Origin of the sequence: Amycolatopsis sp. cmx-11-32 (genome assembly GCF_047608695.1) — a bacterium.
Lineage (GTDB): Bacteria > Actinomycetota > Actinomycetes > Mycobacteriales > Pseudonocardiaceae > Amycolatopsis.
Map to the genome: position 1 here is coordinate 323,257 of NZ_JADNQN010000002.1, position 15,227 is coordinate 338,483.

General features: G+C 68.1%; 15 protein-coding genes and 1 pseudogene. 10 read left to right on the plus strand and 6 right to left on the minus strand.

Annotated features, from left to right (window positions below; all coding sequences use genetic code 11):
• Positions 1-128 precede the first annotated feature (128 nt).
• Positions 129-488: a GntR family transcriptional regulator gene (locus ACM6LR_RS06240; RefSeq protein WP_414943369.1), complete on the plus strand. Its 360-nt coding sequence runs from the start codon at positions 129-131 to the stop codon at positions 486-488.
• On the opposite strand, the gene ACM6LR_RS06245 is transcribed toward ACM6LR_RS06240, so the two are convergent.
• Positions 485-685 carry a hypothetical protein gene (locus tag ACM6LR_RS06245; RefSeq protein ID WP_414943370.1) on the minus strand — a complete coding sequence of 67 codons (201 nt, stop codon included), beginning with the start codon at positions 683-685 and terminating at the stop codon, positions 485-487. The genes ACM6LR_RS06240 and ACM6LR_RS06245 overlap by 4 nt on opposite strands.
• Positions 686-869: 184 nt before the next feature.
• On the opposite strand from ACM6LR_RS06245, the gene ACM6LR_RS06250 reads away from it, so the two are divergent.
• Together ACM6LR_RS06250 and ACM6LR_RS06255 are read left to right on the plus strand one after the other, a co-directional pair.
• Positions 870-2,090 carry a helix-turn-helix domain-containing protein gene (locus ACM6LR_RS06250; protein WP_414943371.1) on the plus strand — a complete coding sequence of 407 codons (1,221 nt, stop codon included), beginning with the start codon at positions 870-872 and terminating at the stop codon, positions 2,088-2,090.
• 5 nt (positions 2,091-2,095) lie between these two features.
• Entirely contained in the window at positions 2,096-2,578 is a 483-nt protein-coding gene (locus ACM6LR_RS06255; protein WP_414943372.1) for an NUDIX domain-containing protein, read from the plus strand.
• Between the two features lie 324 nt (positions 2,579-2,902).
• Here the strand turns inward: ACM6LR_RS06255 and ACM6LR_RS06260 are convergent, their stop codons facing one another.
• The 3 genes from ACM6LR_RS06260 to ACM6LR_RS06270 all read right to left on the minus strand — a co-directional run bounded on the left by ACM6LR_RS06260 (position 2,903) and on the right by ACM6LR_RS06270 (position 4,153).
• Positions 2,903-3,109, minus strand: coding sequence for a CsbD family protein (locus ACM6LR_RS06260; RefSeq protein ID WP_414936902.1), 207 nt, complete (start codon positions 3,107-3,109; stop codon positions 2,903-2,905).
• An 85-nt stretch (positions 3,110-3,194) separates the two neighbouring features.
• On the minus strand, positions 3,195-3,635 hold the full coding sequence (locus ACM6LR_RS06265) for a nucleoside deaminase (RefSeq protein ID WP_414937126.1): 441 nt from the start codon (positions 3,633-3,635) through the stop codon (positions 3,195-3,197).
• A gap of 35 nt (positions 3,636-3,670) precedes the next feature.
• Positions 3,671-4,153 (minus strand): tRNA adenosine deaminase-associated protein, encoded by a 483-nt coding sequence (locus ACM6LR_RS06270; RefSeq protein ID WP_414936901.1) that lies wholly within the window; start codon positions 4,151-4,153, stop codon positions 3,671-3,673.
• A gap of 76 nt (positions 4,154-4,229) precedes the next feature.
• Between ACM6LR_RS06270 and ACM6LR_RS06275 the strand changes: the two genes are divergently transcribed.
• From ACM6LR_RS06275 to ACM6LR_RS06305, 7 genes and pseudogenes are all read left to right on the plus strand, one after another.
• On the plus strand, positions 4,230-5,459 hold the full coding sequence (locus tag ACM6LR_RS06275) for a M20 metallopeptidase family protein (protein WP_414943373.1): 1,230 nt from the start codon (positions 4,230-4,232) through the stop codon (positions 5,457-5,459).
• Positions 5,460-5,492: 33 nt separating this feature from the next.
• Positions 5,493-5,963 (plus strand): heme-degrading domain-containing protein, encoded by a 471-nt coding sequence (locus tag ACM6LR_RS06280; protein ID WP_414936899.1) that lies wholly within the window; start codon positions 5,493-5,495, stop codon positions 5,961-5,963.
• Positions 5,964-6,255: 292 nt separating this feature from the next.
• Positions 6,256-6,998 (plus strand): annotated as a pseudogene (locus ACM6LR_RS06285) (dihydrodipicolinate synthase family protein); the annotation flags it as partial.
• A 463-nt stretch (positions 6,999-7,461) separates the two neighbouring features.
• The gene (locus tag ACM6LR_RS06290; protein WP_414943374.1) at positions 7,462-8,490 is read left to right on the plus strand and encodes a fatty acid desaturase family protein; all 1,029 of its coding nucleotides are present in this window, start codon (positions 7,462-7,464) and stop codon (positions 8,488-8,490) included.
• Positions 8,487-8,666: an RGCVC family protein gene (locus ACM6LR_RS06295; protein ID WP_414943375.1), complete on the plus strand. Its 180-nt coding sequence runs from the start codon at positions 8,487-8,489 to the stop codon at positions 8,664-8,666. The genes ACM6LR_RS06290 and ACM6LR_RS06295 overlap by 4 nt, the downstream gene beginning before the upstream one ends.
• 231 nt (positions 8,667-8,897) lie before the next feature.
• Positions 8,898-10,241 (plus strand): diaminopimelate decarboxylase, encoded by a 1,344-nt coding sequence (lysA, locus tag ACM6LR_RS06300; RefSeq protein ID WP_414936896.1) that lies wholly within the window; start codon positions 8,898-8,900, stop codon positions 10,239-10,241.
• A gap of 169 nt (positions 10,242-10,410) precedes the next feature.
• Positions 10,411-10,905, plus strand: a complete 495-nt coding sequence (locus tag ACM6LR_RS06305) for an Lrp/AsnC family transcriptional regulator (protein WP_414936895.1) — start codon at positions 10,411-10,413, stop codon at positions 10,903-10,905.
• Between the two features lie 85 nt (positions 10,906-10,990).
• Here the strand turns inward: ACM6LR_RS06305 and helR are convergent, their stop codons facing one another.
• Both helR and ACM6LR_RS06315 read right to left on the minus strand, forming a co-directional pair.
• Positions 10,991-13,192: an RNA polymerase recycling motor ATPase HelR gene (helR, locus tag ACM6LR_RS06310; protein ID WP_414936894.1), complete on the minus strand. Its 2,202-nt coding sequence runs from the start codon at positions 13,190-13,192 to the stop codon at positions 10,991-10,993.
• Between the two features lie 177 nt (positions 13,193-13,369).
• Positions 13,370-15,184, minus strand: a complete 1,815-nt coding sequence (locus tag ACM6LR_RS06315) for a LamG-like jellyroll fold domain-containing protein (protein ID WP_414943376.1) — start codon at positions 15,182-15,184, stop codon at positions 13,370-13,372.
• Between the last annotated feature and the right edge of the window lie 43 nt (positions 15,185-15,227).

Genomic DNA, 15,227 nt, shown 5'->3' on the forward strand with positions numbered 1-15,227 from the left:
GGGCCGCCTGCGCTGTGTGCGCTTACTGCGACACCAGGAACGTTAGACAACATAGGCAACGTAGCCAAGAGATCTCGTCTGTTATCACCTAGATGGAGTAGTTGACTAAGTCGCGTACCCTGTCTGACATGGACAAACTCGACCCAGGCGACTCGCGGGCGCCGTACCTCCAGGTCGCCGACCGGATTCGCGACCAGTTGCGAGCGGAGACCTACGGCGTCGGCGACAAACTGCCGCCACACCAGGCGATCGCGGAGCAGTTCGGCGTGTCCGTGGGGACGGTCAAGCGGGCGTACTCGCTTCTGCAAGACGAGTCGTTGATCGTGACGCGGCAAGGCCAGGGCACCTTTGTCCGGGCATCCGGGGACGCCGTACCCGGCTCGACCGGGCTTGGTGGCCGACCGGCCAACGCGGACCTGGTGGCACAGCTCGCGGACGTCCGGGAGAGGCTCGACAAGCTCGAACAGCATGTAGGGCTGCACGGCTAGCGGCCCAGGCTTTCGATGAACGTCGACAGGCCGTCGATCGCGTCGCCAGCGTGCGCTCCGAGCGTCTTCGCCCAGTCCGCGCTCTCCGCCGGGTGCTTCACCACGAGCGCCAGCAGGGCGACGACCACGGCCAGGCCGACGACCTTCCACAGCGCGCCGCCGCCGGTCTTCAGGACTGGGCTTGAGTTCTTGGCCATTGGTGCCTCCCTCGATCGCTACGACTGCGTGCGGTGCGCCGGTGTGCCGGTGTCGCTCGCTTCTCATGGCAACTAGCTTCGAGCCGGAAGGGGAGAGGGACCCGGAAATTCCTTCCGGGAGGAACCCGGAAAAACTTTCCGGGTCGTCCGAGCCACAGCAGGGGAGGGTGGAGACATGCGAGGAATGACGGAGCACCTGACCATCGGAGAACGCGTCGCGTGGTACCGGCGTCGGCGCGGCATGTCGCAAGAGGCACTTGCCGGACTGGTCGGCCGGACGGCCGATTGGCTCGGCAAGGCAGAGAACAACCGGATCGAGCTGGATCGCCTGTCTGTGATCCGTAGCCTCGCCGACGCGCTCGACGTCGCCTTGGGCGACCTGATCGGCGAGCCGACGTTCCTGGACTGGACGCCGGACAGCGGCACGTCGACCGTTCCCGCGCTCCGCGCGGCACTCATGGACTACAGGCAGTTGACCCCGATTTTGAGTGCGCCTGCCACAGACGCGGCGCCGCCCGCACTGGACGAGCTCTCCCGGGAACTGCGCTCGGTTTTCGATGCCTACCAGGGATCGCGCTTCGCCTACGCTGCCGGACGGGCGCCGCTTCTGCTCGCCGACGCGTTGCTTGCAACCCGTCAGTACGAGGGTGATGACCGGCGACGGGCTCACGAGCTCTTGGCGCTGAGCTACCAGGCTGCCGCGTCTGTGCTAACGAAGATCGGCGAGTCCGAGCTTGCGTGGATGGCAGCAGAGCGCGGACTGGCATCCGCGCAGCAGGCCGACAACTACGCGATCACCGCGTCCCTATTTCGCTCGGTCGCATTCGCGCTTTTATCGACAGGCCGACATGAACCGGCAATGCAGCTGATCGAGTCAGGGGCGGCATATTTGCAGCCTCATTTGAGCGACGGCGATGGAGATCTTCTGTCGACGTATGGAACGCTGTTTCTGGCCGGTTCGATGGCTGCGGCGCGCTCCGAGGACCGAAGTGCAACACGGGGATATCTCGCCGAAGCTGAGGACGCGTCGCGTCGGCTTGGCGTGGACGGAAACCACCTATGGACGGCATTCGGGCCGACAAACGTCGCTATCCACCGCGTCAACACCGCGATGGAATTGGGAGACGTTCAGGTCGCGCTCGACATCGGGCCGGAACTGGATACGAGCGCGCTTCCGACAGAGCGCCGGGTGCGGCACATGCTGGACGTTGCACGCGCGTACAACGTCGCCGGTCGTCGCGACGCGGCTGTAGCGACGGTACTAAACGCGGAACGAATGGCGCCCGATCAGGTGCGGCACCACTACCTCAGCAGGCAATTGGTACTCACGTGGGTCCGCAGCACGCACGGCAAGCCTGGTTTCGAGCTGGACCAGCTTGCGCGACGGATGCGCGTCGTAGGGTAGACAGCGTGACCGATCCGACTGAGAAGTTCGCAACGCCCCGGATTGCCGCCGGGGCGTTGTTCGTAGACGGTGACCGCGTCCTACTCGTGCGGAAGACGTACGGCAATCGGTGGGACATCCCGGGCGGCTACGTTGACCGCGGTGAGTCCCCAGCCGCTGCGTGCGCGCGCGAGCTCCGGGAAGAGCTCGGGATCACGCGGACTGCGCGACGGCTCCTGGTGCATGACTGGGCGCCCAGCGATCCGGAGGGTGACAAGATCCTCTACGTCTTCGCGTGCGGCGATCTGGGCGCCGACGAGACAGCAATCCGGCTCGATGGCGAGGAGCTGGATCACTGGGAGTGGGTGTCGGTCGAGAAGCTCGGGGAGTACGTCATCCCGCGGCTTGCCCGACGCCTGTCGCGCGCGTATCAGGCGTACGTCGGCGACGTGACGCTCTACCTGGAGCACGGCGAGCTCAGCCTTGAACGGGACGGCAAGCGAGGCTGAAACAGTCGGGGGGGCGTCCTGACCTGCGGTTTGTCACGTCCCCTCGGCTGTGTGTGGCCGCACGCGGCGTGCCCCCGCCCCCCGCTGTTCCAGCCGCTCTGACTGGGTCTCAGTTCGGGTCTCAGTTCGAGCGCGTTCGACCTGTTCTGTGCTGTCGCACGGATGGCACTGACCAGGGGAAACGTACCCGTTCGGACCACTTCGGACGGGTGGAATCGGAACTCGAAATCGTGTGACGGCTAATAACCGTCCGTGGGTTCAAATCCCACCGCCACCGCAGCGAAGAGCCGGTCTCCACGGAGACCGGCTCTTCTGCGTCGAGACCTACTTGTTGAACTTGTCCTTGAGGCCCTGCACGGCCCCTTCGGCGCGGTCGCGCATGTCGTGGCCAGTCTCCTTGACCTCGCCCTCGGTCTGGTCGGCCCGGCCGGAGTTCGCGAGGTCCTGGTTGTCGGTCTTCTCGCCGAGCTTCTCCTTGGCGGCGCCGATGGCCTGCTCGGCCTTGTCCTTCGCCTTGTCGAAAACGCTCATGGCGGACGTTCCTCCTTAGACTGGCGACCACCGTCTGCGGCCGCCTGTGTGGGGAGTACCCGGAGAACACGGCGTGACACATTTGTCACCCGGTGCGGTTACCTCGTTGCCCGTGGAAGAAGTCTTCGAGCAGGGCCGCGCACTCGGTCTCCAGCACGCCGCCGACGACTTCCGCGCGATGACTGAGCCGCCGATCGCGGACGACGTCCCACAGCGACCCCACGGCTCCGGTCTTGGGCTCCCAGGCACCGAAGACGAGCTTCGCGACCCGCGCCATCACCAACGCACCGGCGCACATCGTGCACGGCTCCAGCGTCACCGCGAGCGTGCAGCCTTCGAGCCGCCAGCCGTCGCCGTAGATCTCGGACGCGGCACGCAGCGCGAGAATCTCCGCGTGCGCCGTCGGGTCCCCCAGTTCTTCGCGGGCGTTGCGCGCGGAGGCGAGCGGGGTCCCGTCCGGTGCCAGGACGACGGCGCCGATCGGCACGTCGTCGCCCGCGCCCCGCGCCGCTTCGATCGCCGCCAGGACGGCGGCGATGTCGGCGGCGGAGGCGGAGGGGCTCAGATCTCGTCCAGGATCTTGGTGAACTCGGCGGCGAATCCGCACCGCTGCGCGACCATCTGGAGTTGCTCGTCCGGGTAGAGGTCGACCTCGCCGACGATCACTTCGAGTTCCGCCCCTGGCAGTCCGAGATCGGACAGGATCCCCAGATCGCCTTCCGGCCAGACGGCGTCGTCGTCCTCGTCCGGCGGGTCGACTCTCAGCACGTCGAGGACGTCCGCGGCGATGTCGTAGTCGAGCGCCGCGGCGGCGTCGGACAACAGCAGCGAGGGACCTCTGGGACTCGGCCGGACGATCACGAAGAACTCGTCGTCGATCGCCAGCAGCCCGAAGGAGGCACCCGTCGAACGCAGTTTGCCGAGCTCGGTGATCGCAGCGTCGAGTTCGGCGAGTGCCCCTGGATCAAGAGAGCTGCACCGCCATCGACCGTCCTCCCGCACCACGGCCACCGCGAACCCCGTGATCGGCTCTTGCACCGCCATGCGCACACCGTATTCCGCCCGCATTCGGAACGCACGCACGGTGCGCCTGAAGCGCCGCATGCGCCACTATCGAGACATGACCGGACCCACCGACCTGCCCACGCTCCCCGATGCGCGCTTCGCCGGTTTGCTGGCCGAAGCCCGCGCGCTCCAAACGAAAACCGTAGAACTCCGCCGGGAGATCCACCGGAATCCGGAGATCGGCCTCCACCTGCCGAAAACCCAGTCCTCGATCAAAGCGGCCCTCGAAGGCCTCCCACTCGAGATCACCGAGGGCAAAACGACCACGTCGCTGACCGCCGTCCTCAGGGGCGGGAAGCCGGGCCCGGCGATCCTGCTCCGCGGCGACATGGACGCGCTGCCGTTGCATGAGGACACCGGCCTCGACTTCTCCTCCGAGGACGACGGCGCGATGCACGCCTGCGGGCACGACACCCACGTCGCGATGCTGGCGTCGGCCGCGCGGCTGCTCAGCGAGCACGTCGACGAGCTGGCCGGGTCGATCGTGTTCATGTTCCAGCCCGGCGAAGAAGGCGAGCACGGCGCGCGCCACATGATCCACGAGGGTGTGCTCGACGCGGCGGGCGAACGCGTCGAAAAGGCGTTCGGCCTGCACATCTTCACCCAGGTCAACTCCGGCGTCGTGCAGACGCGGCCGGGGCCGATCATGGCTTCGGCGAACAGCTTCCACGTGAAGGTCACCGGCCGGGGCGGCCACGGTTCGGCGCCGCACCAGGCCATCGACCCGGTGCCCGCGGCGGCGGCGATGGTCGGCGCGCTGCAGACGATGGTGACCCGCAAGGTGAGCGTGTTCGAGCCCGCGGTGGTCTCGGTCACCCACATCGAGGCCGGGACGACGACGAACATCATCCCGGAGACGGCGTTCCTGGAGGGCACGATCCGCACGCTGTCCGAGCGGACACTGGCGTTCGTGCGCGAGGAGCTGCCGAAGGTGTGCGAAGCGGTCGGCGCCGCGCACGGCGTCCGGGTGAGCGCCGAAGTCGTCTCCGGCTACCCGGTCACGGTCAACGACCCGCGGATCGCGGCCCGGGTGCTCGAGCTGGCCGCCGAGGTCCTCGGTGCCCGCAACGCCGAGCCCATGGAGAACCCGGTGATGGGCGCGGAGGACTTCTCCTATGTCCTGCAACGCGTTCCGGGCGCTTTCGCGTTCCTCGGCGCCTGCCCGCCCGACGCCGACCTGGCCACGGTGGAGGCGAACCACTCGAACCGGGTGATCTTCGACGAGGACGCGATGGCCAGCGGCGTCGCGATGTACGCCGCGTTCGCACTGGACGCACTGCGGTAGCCATTGCACAACAGTGTTGATTTAATGGGTGTCATGAGCGATGACACCCTGGCCGTCCTGACCGCACAGGAGGAGCGCCTGGTCTTCCGCCGGTTCGACAACGAGACCGCGCTGGAGCTGGGCGCCCACCTGCTCGCGGCGGCACGGGACCGCGCCCTTCCGGTGACGGTCTCCGTGCGCCGCGGCGGACAGCGGCTGTTCCACGCGGCGTTGCCGGGCACCTCGGCCGACAACGACGCGTGGATCGACCGCAAGAGCCGCGTAGTCGACCGCTACGGGCACAGCTCGTTCCTCGTCGGTGAGCGATTCCGCGCCAAGGGCACGACGTTCGAGGCCGGCTCTCGCCTCGATCCGGATCTCTACGCCGCGCACGGCGGCGTGTTCCCCGTGATCGTCGACGGCGTGGGCCCGGTGGGCACGGTGGGCGTCTCGGGACTACCCCAGGCCGACGACCACGCGTTCGTCGTCGAGCAACTGGAAGCGTTCCTCGCCACACTGTCCTGAATGGACTTTCCACGGAGTGATCCTCGCGTCGCGCTTCGACTGAGGCGCAGGAAAGGCGTCGTTGGACGACCGGCGGTTGGGCGTAGTCGTCAGTGGCGAGTCGGACTATCGAAGGCATGGCGAACGTGGTCAGGGCCAGTGGTGACGTGAAGGCGCGGCAGCCCGCGGGACACGAGACCCGCGAGCCGATGCCCCCAATGTGGCATCGAGGACGCTCAGCGCCTACACCGCGGTCCGTGAAGGACTCCTTGAGGGACCCAGAGTCCCTTAAGGAGTCCTTCACGGACTCGGAACACTCGCCGCCATCCCGGACCGGTTGCTCGCCGGCGGCATCGACGTCGTGACATCGGACGGGAACACCGGCGAGTTCTACGCGCTGGACGAGGCCGTCCGCGCCGGTGAACTGACGGTCGAGACCGCGGCCAGGCGGCGAGCGTGGGCACGACGTCGCCACGGCGATCCGCGCGGCGCGGCACGCGCGGGAGACGGGCGCGGACCTGATCATGATCCACCAGCCGGTGCACCCGTACGTCTCGGCGGCGGGCTGGGTCGAGTACCACCGCGCCATCGTGGCCGCGGTCTCGGAGCTGGGTGTCGTGCTGTACGTGCGCGACCCGCTGATCGAAGGCGGGCGGCTGGCCCGGCTCGCCGACGCCGCCCCGAACGTCGTCGGCGTGAAGTACGCGGTGCCGGATCCGGTGCGGTTCGCCTCGGTGGCGCGGGACGCTGGGTTCAGGTGGATCGCCGGGCCACTTCGCCGTCGGCGCGACCGGGTTCACGTCGGGACTGGTGAACGTCGACCCGTCGATCTCGCTGAAGATGCTCGTTGCGGGACGGGAACTTCCGCGACGCGATGGCGATCTGGGGACGCGTCCGCCCCTTCGAAGAGTCACGGGCCGCCGACGGGAACGCCAACAACGTGAGTGTGGTGAAAGAAGCGTTGGCAAAGCTGGGTTTGTGTCGCCGGATGTCCGGCCGCCGAGTCGCCCGCTGACCGGCGAGGCACGCGGAAAAGTCACCGGGACGCTCGAAAATGGGGCGGTGCCACAAGAATTTCTGACCGTGTGCACGCCCGCCAAGGGTGGGCGTGCACACGGTGACAGGTCAGAGGTCGTGGCCATCGACGATCGCGGCTTGGCCCTTATGGGCGCCTCGGGGCGCGCCGTGAGGCGCGGCGGGCGGCTGCTCACCGGTCAAAGCCGGCGGGACCATGAACGCGAAGGAAACGATGTCTTGGCCGGTGCTCCTGTCCCCGGTCGAACCTCGCGACCGGACGGAAACGGGGGAAGTTTCCCTCGATGTCCTTGACTGTACGCCAGATCGTGCTGGTTCGGTGAATTGCTTCCGCCCCGCTCACGTGGGACCCTGGAAGAAGACCACGGAGCGCCCGTGGCGTGTTGTGGTACCAGTGCCTTTCTCGGCCGAACCAGACCCTTCGGTGTTCTGAACCCGTTGCTGGATTGCCCACTTTCACTAGACCAGAACGGTGTGATCTCCCATGACCTCCACCCAGACGAGGCAGGGCAGCGACTTCGCCGAACTGTCCGAATTGGTCAAAGGCGCCGGCCTGCTCAACCGGAGGCGCGTGTACTACGCCGCGAAGATCTCCTTGAACCTGCTGGCTTTCGCCGGTGGCTGGGTCGCGTTCGCGCACCTCGGGGACTCCTGGTGGCAGCTGTTCCTCGCCGCCTTCTTCGCGATGATGTTCACTCAGCTCTCCTTCATCGGCCATGACGCCGGGCACAAGCAGATCTTTCGCGGCCGCAAGGCGAACGACGTCACCGGGTTCGTCCACGGTGGACTGACCGGGCTCAGCTACGGCTGGTGGATCGGGACGCACAACCGCCACCACGCCAACCCCAACCACGAGGACGAAGACCCGGACGTCAACCTCGCCGCCCTGATCTTCACCAAGGCGCAGGGCACCGAACGGCGTGGTTTCCTGCGCTGGATGGCGAAGTACCAGGCGTTCCTGTTCTTCCCGCTGCTGTTGCTGGAAGGCCTGAACCTGCACGCGTCGAGCGTGACCGCGATCTTCCAGCGCGGCTTCAAGCGGCGGAAGCTCGAATCGGTGCTGATGCTCGCCCACATCGCCGCGTACCTGACCGCGGTGTTCGTGGTGCTCTCGCCCGGTGTCGGCTTCGTCTTCATCGCCGTGCACCAAGGCCTTTGGGGCGTGTACATGGGCTGCTCGTTCGCCCCGAACCACAAAGGCATGCCGACACTGTCGGCCGGGCACAAGCTCGACTTCCTGCGCAAGCAGGTCCTCACCTCGCGCAACGTGCGCGGCGGGCCGGTCGTGGACTTCGCCCTCGGCGGGCTCAACTACCAGATCGAGCACCACCTGTTCCCGGGCATGGCGCGGCCGAACCTCAAACACGCGCAGGTGATCGTGCGGGAGTTCTGTGCGAAGCACGGCATCGACTACGCGCAGTGCGGCTGGGCGGCGTCCTACGGGTACGTCCTCAGGCATCTTCACGAGGTCGGCGCCCCGTTGCGCGCCCGAGCGACGGCGAGTGCGCGATGAACGCCTCCCGCTCCCTCGGCGACGTCGCCGAACCCGCCGCCGACGATCGTTGCCCGAACTGCCCGCATCCGCTGTCGGCGCACGACGCGATCGCCCGGCGGTTCTGCACCGCGACCGCTGCCGGTGGGTTCAGCCGCGGTTGCACGTGCGCCACGAAACCCGAAACAACCGAGTAGAGAACGAAGCGGCGTTCTCCCTCGCCGTGCACATGGTGCGGGCGCTCGACACCGTTCCGGGGCCGGTCCGCTGACCTTGGCCCCCTGAACCACTGTGGCCGGGGTTACTCGCGCGTTAACAACACGTCAGCGAGATCGCCGAAGGCGTCAGGGAGGTGTTGGCGGAGCGGCCGGGCCGGGCCGATCGGAGTTGTGCTGGCGGAGCACTGACCGATCGACGCGGAGGTAACCGTGACGCTCAGCGAGCTCCTGCCCAGCCTCGGCTGCGAGGCCGCCGACCACCTCGAGCCGGGGGTCTGGCCGCGGAGCACCCGGCTCGGTCCCGGCGGGGAACTGCTGTTCGCCGGTGCGCCGGTGTCCCACCTCGCCGCGAGGTTCGGGACACCGGCGTACTTGCTCGACGAGGACGAAGTCCGGCAGAACGCCCGCGCGTATCGCCGGGCCCTGCCCGACGCCGAGGTGGCGTACGCGAGCAAGGCGCTGTGCACCCGCGCGGTTCTGCGCTGGGTCGCCGAGGAAGGGCTTTCGCTAGACACCTGCTCCGCGGGCGAGATCGCCGTGGCGCGGTCGGTCGGCTTCCCCGCCGAGCGGATCCTGCTGCACGGCAACGCGAAGACCCCCGAAGACCTCAAGGCCGCGCTGTCCTACGGCGTCCGCCGGATCGTGGTGGACTCGCTCGACGAGATCGAGCAGCTCGGCGCGCTCGCCACCGGCGCGCAGCAGGTGCTGATCCGGGTGACGCCGGACGTCGCCGCCGGCACGCACGCGGCCGTCACCACCGGCACCGAAGGCCAGAAATTCGGGTTCTCGCTGCGTGAGGAGGTCCGGGACAACCTCGACCGGGCGGTCTCCGCGGTCCTCGCGCAACCAGGGCTCCGCCTCGCCGGACTGCACTGCCACATCGGCTCGCAGGTGTCCCGTGTGGACTTCTACGAACTGGCCGCCCGCAAGATGGTCGGGGTGCTCGTCCGGCTCCGCGAGACCCACGGCGTCACTCTGCGGGAACTGGACCTCGGCGGCGGGCACGCGGTCCGCTATCTGCCGGGCGACACCGGTTTCGACATCGACGGCTATGTCCGGCGTCTGCGTGTCGCACTCGCCTACGAATGCACGTCGCACGGTTTTCCCCAGCCGAAATTGACGATCGAACCGGGCCGGGCGATCGTCGGACCGGCGGGTATCACCGTGTACCGGGTCTGCGCGGTGAAACGCGGCTCGCGCACCTTCGTCGCCGTCGACGGCGGGATGAGCGATAACGCGCGGCCCGCGCTCTACGGGGCGGCCTACACCGCGCGCCTGATCGGCAGGCGCAGCCGCGCGGTCCGGCGGCCGATGACGGTGGTCGGACGGCACTGCGAATCGGGTGACGTCCTCGCCGACGGACTCGCCCTCCCCGACGACGTCCACCCCGGCGATCTGCTCGCCGTGCCCTGCACCGGCGCCTACCACCACTCACTCGCGTCGAATTACAACCTCGTCGGCAGGCCGCCGATCGTCGGCGTCTCGGGCGGTACGGCGACCTTGCTCGTCCGCCGAGAAACCGAGGAAGACCTGCTGAAACGCGATCTCGGCTGACACACCTTCCGAAAACCTCGGCACCCTCCCTGTCGAGCGACAGAATCCTTCGCGCGACGGCGCCGGGAAAGAGAATCGCGACAAACAACTTAACGGCGGTAGCATTCTGGACATTGGTCGATACGCTGCGCGACAAGAAATCGCATGCCGAAACAAAGGGAGGGACGGCATGGGTGACGAACCACGCGCGCAGATGGAGCAGCGCACACCTAGAGGTTTGGACAATACCGATCGCACTCTGATCGCCCTGCTACAAGTCGACGGGCGGGCTTCGTTCACGGCGCTGGCCAAGGCCGTCGGCTTGTCGGAAGGGGCCGTGCGGCAACGCGTCCAGCGGCTGCTGAGGGACGAAACGATGCAGATCGTCGCGGTCACGGATCCGACCAACGTCGGCCTCGGCCGTCAGGCGATGGTCGGAATCAAGGTCCAGGGCGATCCGCGTTCGGTCTCGGATCAGCTCTCGGGGCTACCGGACGTCCATTACGTCGTCCTCACCGCGGGCACCTACGACCTGCTGGCCGAGGTCGCCTGCCGGGACGACGAACACCTCTTGAGTGTGCTGAACGATGACATCCGGCCTATCCCGGGTGTTGTCAGCACTGAAACGTTGATCTACTTGAAACTCGCAAAACAGACATACGCCTGGGGCAACCTGACGCGGTGAACCCGCGGCCCAGTGCGATGAAGGGGCCTCTCATCGCGAAATTCGCGCTGAAAGGCCCCTTCATCGCGAGCGGGATCGAGCGACGTTAGACGCAGCGCAGATACGCGTCCGGAGTCCGCCGCCGGGTGTCGAGCCCGCGAAGGACCTTCGGCAGTGTCTCGCTGTACAAAACCCCGAGCCGTTGCGTCGCCCGTGTCAGCGCGACGTACAGTTCCGCCTCACCGCCAGGGCCTTCCGCGAGGATTCGCTCCGGCTCGACCACCAGGACGGCGTCGTATTCCAGCCCTTTGGCCGCGGACGGCGCGATCGCGCCCGGCACACCCGGCGGCCCGATGACGACCGAAGTCCCCGCACGCCCCGATTCCTCCCGGACGAACTCCGCGACAGCGTCCTCGATGTCCACTTCGGACAGTCGGCGGGCCCACGGCCGAACACCACAGGAACGCACCGAGTCCGGCGGCACGACGTCCGGCGCGAAACTCGCCAGCAGCGAAGCCGCCACCGCCATGATCTCCGACGGCGTCCGGTAGTTGACGGTCAGTTTCCGGTACACCCACCGGTCGGCGACGTACCGGGAGAGCATCGCGTCCCACGACCGCGCGCCGGACGGCGATCGGCGCTGCGCGAGATCCCCGACCACGGTGAAAGACCGGCTGGGGCACCGCCGCATCAATACCCGCCAGTCCATTTCGGACAGTTCTTGCGCCTCGTCGACCACGACGTGGCCATAGGTCCATTCCCGGTCGGCGGCCGCGCGATCGGCGAGGTCCCGCTCGTCGCGCTTGGCGAACCGCTCCGCCAGGTCCTCCGCTTTCAGTACGTCCGTCGGCCGGAGCGCGAACTCGTAGTCGTCGTGGTCCTCTTCGACCTCGATGAGCTCCAGCACGCGCTCGGCGTAGTCCTTCTGTGCCAGCTGCCGCCGCTCCTCCGCCCGACGTTCGGCGGTGCGGTCCCAGCCGAGCAGTTCGACGGCTTCGTCCAGCAACGGCACGTCGGACACCGTCCACGCGGCCGCGTCCTCGCGCAACAGCGCCGGATCGGCTCCGGCCGCCCGCAGCCGCTCCGGCGAGGCGTAGAGGTCGGCGAGCAACCGTCGCGGCGTCAAGACCGGCCACAGGCGATCCAGCACCGCCCCGAGCCCCAAGCTGCCCTCCAGGTCGCGCCGGACGTTCTTCAGCATCTCCGGGCGGGCGTGCTTGTCGTCCCTCGGCAGCCAGCCGTCGCCGATCCGGTCGACCGCGCGCTCGGTGAGCGCGGTGATCACCTCACGTTCGAAGACGGCCTTAGCCTCGTTGTGGAGCAGGCCGCTGTCACGGGCCACCTCGCGCGCGGCCGCCGCGACCTCGGCGTCGAACGGCACGGTGACGTCGTCGAGTTCGATCGGCTCCGGCTCGGCCGGCAGCTCCTGCCGGTCCGTCACCGCCGCCGCGAGCACGTCCAGGATCGCCAGCGAGCCCTTGAGCCGCTGGACCGGCGGCGGATCCTCGCGTTCGGCACGCAGGCCCGCGACGAGGCTCCCCGGCGTCGCGAAGACGGCACTGGTCTCGCCGAGCGACGGCAGGACGCGGCCGATGTGGTCGAGGAAGCCGCTGCTCGGCCCGACCACGAGCACGCCGCGGCGTTCCATGCGTTCCCGTTTCGTGTACAGCAGGTACGCCACCCGGTGCAGCGCCACCGCCGTCTTGCCGGTGCCGGGGCCGCCCTCCACGACCACGACACCCGCGTGATCCAGCCGGATGATCTCGTCCTGCTCGGCCTGGATCGTCGCGACGATGTCCCGCATCCCCTCGCCGCGTGGCGCGTTGACCGCGGCCAGCAGCGCGACGTCACCCCGTTCCCCCGATTCCGGACGGCCGAAGACCTCGTCGGTGAAGTCGAGGACCCGGCGGCCGAGAGTGCGGAACTGACGGCGCCGCGACATTCCCTCTGGAGACGCGCCCGTCGCGCAGTAAAACGCGCGCGCCGCCGGCGCCCGCCAATCGAGCAGCAAAGGTTCGTAGTCGTTCTCGTCGTCGAAAAGGCCGACCCTGCCGACGTACGTACGCTCTCCCGAAAGGGCGTCCAAACGGCCGAAACAAAGGCCCTCGTCGGCGATCTTCAGCCGCGCGAGCTGCCGGGCTTTCGTGCTGACGGAGACTTCGCGGTCCGAAAGCACGAACCCTTCTCCCCGCAGCGCACCGGCGTATGCCTCGCTCACCCGCGTACGTTCGCCGTCCAGCCGCCCGTAGAGCGACGCGATGTAGTCCCGTTCGGTCCGCAATTCCTCGTCGTACCCCTGATTTGACAAGTGTCCCTCACAGCGTTTAGACTACTGACAAGTCCGGCGTACAAATCAGCTATCTGATTTGAGCGCCGATTTTTTATTGTCCACCCCTTGTCAAGAGGAACCCGGTCCTTCTCCGGGAACGACCGTGCGCGATAATGGGGTGAAGATCCACCATTACCGCGCACGATCCGCGAAACCTCAGCCGAGCATGAACGCGCGGGGGTCCAGCGCCCTTCCGACCACCCGGACATCGCCGAGCCAGCCGTGGAAGGCCTGTTCGACGATCGAGTCGTAGGCGTAGGCGCCGATCAGCCAAGAGCCACCGGGATTCGCGATCCCCGCCGCCGCCGTCTTCGGATTGCGCAGCACCGGGCAACCGTCGACATAGAGCGTCGTCCGCCTGCCGTCGTTGACCGCGGCGACGTGGATCCACTCTCGCGACGCCAGTTCGTGCCCCCAGCAGGTGGAGATCCCGTTCTGGTTCACCGGGAACACCGCCCACTGGAACGCCGCACCGTCCGAAAGGGACAGTGTCGCGGCGGGCTCGCCGGGGTCGTCACCGGTCTTGCCCGCCTTGCCGCCGGAGCCCTGCCTGCCGAAGATCGCGGCCCAGGAATGGCTGCCGTCCTTGAAATCCTCGGGCAGCTTCACGAAAGCCTCGACGGTGTAGCCGCGCGAGAACGTCTCCGCGTTCATCGGCGCGGCATCCGTCGTGCGCAGATACGCCCCGCGGGCCGGTTTCTTACCGCCGTCGAACCGGAGGCTCGACCTCGACGGCTGCCGCCCGGAGAACTCCCCGGAGTAGCGCAGCGCTTCGCCGGGGCTGCCGGGCAGCGTCACCCGGACCAGGTCGTTGCCCCGGCCGGACAGGTCACGGACGCGGGAAACCGGTGTGCCGTCCCGTCCTTCGAACCGCCAATACGCCACGGTTCCGCGGATCAACTGCCGTTCGGCTGGCCGCGCGGGCGGTACCGGGACCGGCGCGAAACCGGCGAACCGGCGCTCGAAGTCGATCTCCAGGCTGAAATAGTCCACCGGGCCGGTCCGTTCGATCTCCCGCCGCTGCAACTCGTTCAGCCGCGGCGCCTGGTCGGCGAGCCACGGCGAGACCGTGCGGACGTCGATCACGTTCCGCGCGAGGTCGAACCGGTACAGCCGGATCATCGCGCTGCCGCCGTAGTAGCGGTCCTGGTAGTTGGTGATGTGCAGGTGGACGTCGTTGCCCGCCTTGTTCTGCTTCACCGCGCGGCCCGGCGGCCAATAGTGTCCGTTGAGCGTCAGGAAGATCTGGTCGTTCCCGGCGATCAGTTCGTCCCACACCTTCTGCCCGAACTCGGACAGTCGCGCCTGCCCGTGTTCGTCGGACCAGACCAGTTCGTGGATGGTCACGATCGCCGGGAGCCGCGGATTCCGCGCGAGCACCGACCGCGCCCACTCCAGCCCGCCCGCCGACGGCCGCCAGTCGAGTGCCAGCAGCAGCCATTCGCGCCCGCCCGCGCGGAACACGTGGTGGCTGTTGTAGCCGTCCGCGCTCGCGCCGCGGAAGGTCCGCGAACCCCGTTGCCGCCGCGGGCCGAACGCGTCGAGGTACGGCGTGCGGCCGCGTTGGTCGTCGGTCGAGGACTCGATGTCGTGGTTGCCCGCCAGCGTGCTGTAGGGGAACCGGCGCCGGTCCAGGTGCTGGAACGACCGGCTGATCTGGTCGAACTCGCCCGGTTGCCCGTTCTCGGTGAGGTCGCCGAGGTGCGCCAGGAAGACGATGTTCTCGCCGCCACCGGTGACGTACCGCAGCGTGGCGTCCAGTGGCGCGGGATCGCCGCGGTCGGCGTCGAAAAGGTACTGGGTGTCGGGCAGGACCGCGAGGGTGAAGCGGCCGTCTTCGGCGTCCGGGCCGTGGTGGCCGAAGGTCGCCGAAGCCGCCGGGGCGCCGAGGGTGGGCACCGCGGAGACCGCCGCACCGGCGCCGAGCAGCCCGGCACCGCGCAGGAAGGTCCGTCTGGAGGAGTCGTTCACGGCCGCAACCTACGTTCGCGGAGGCAACGTGTCCCGAACCGCG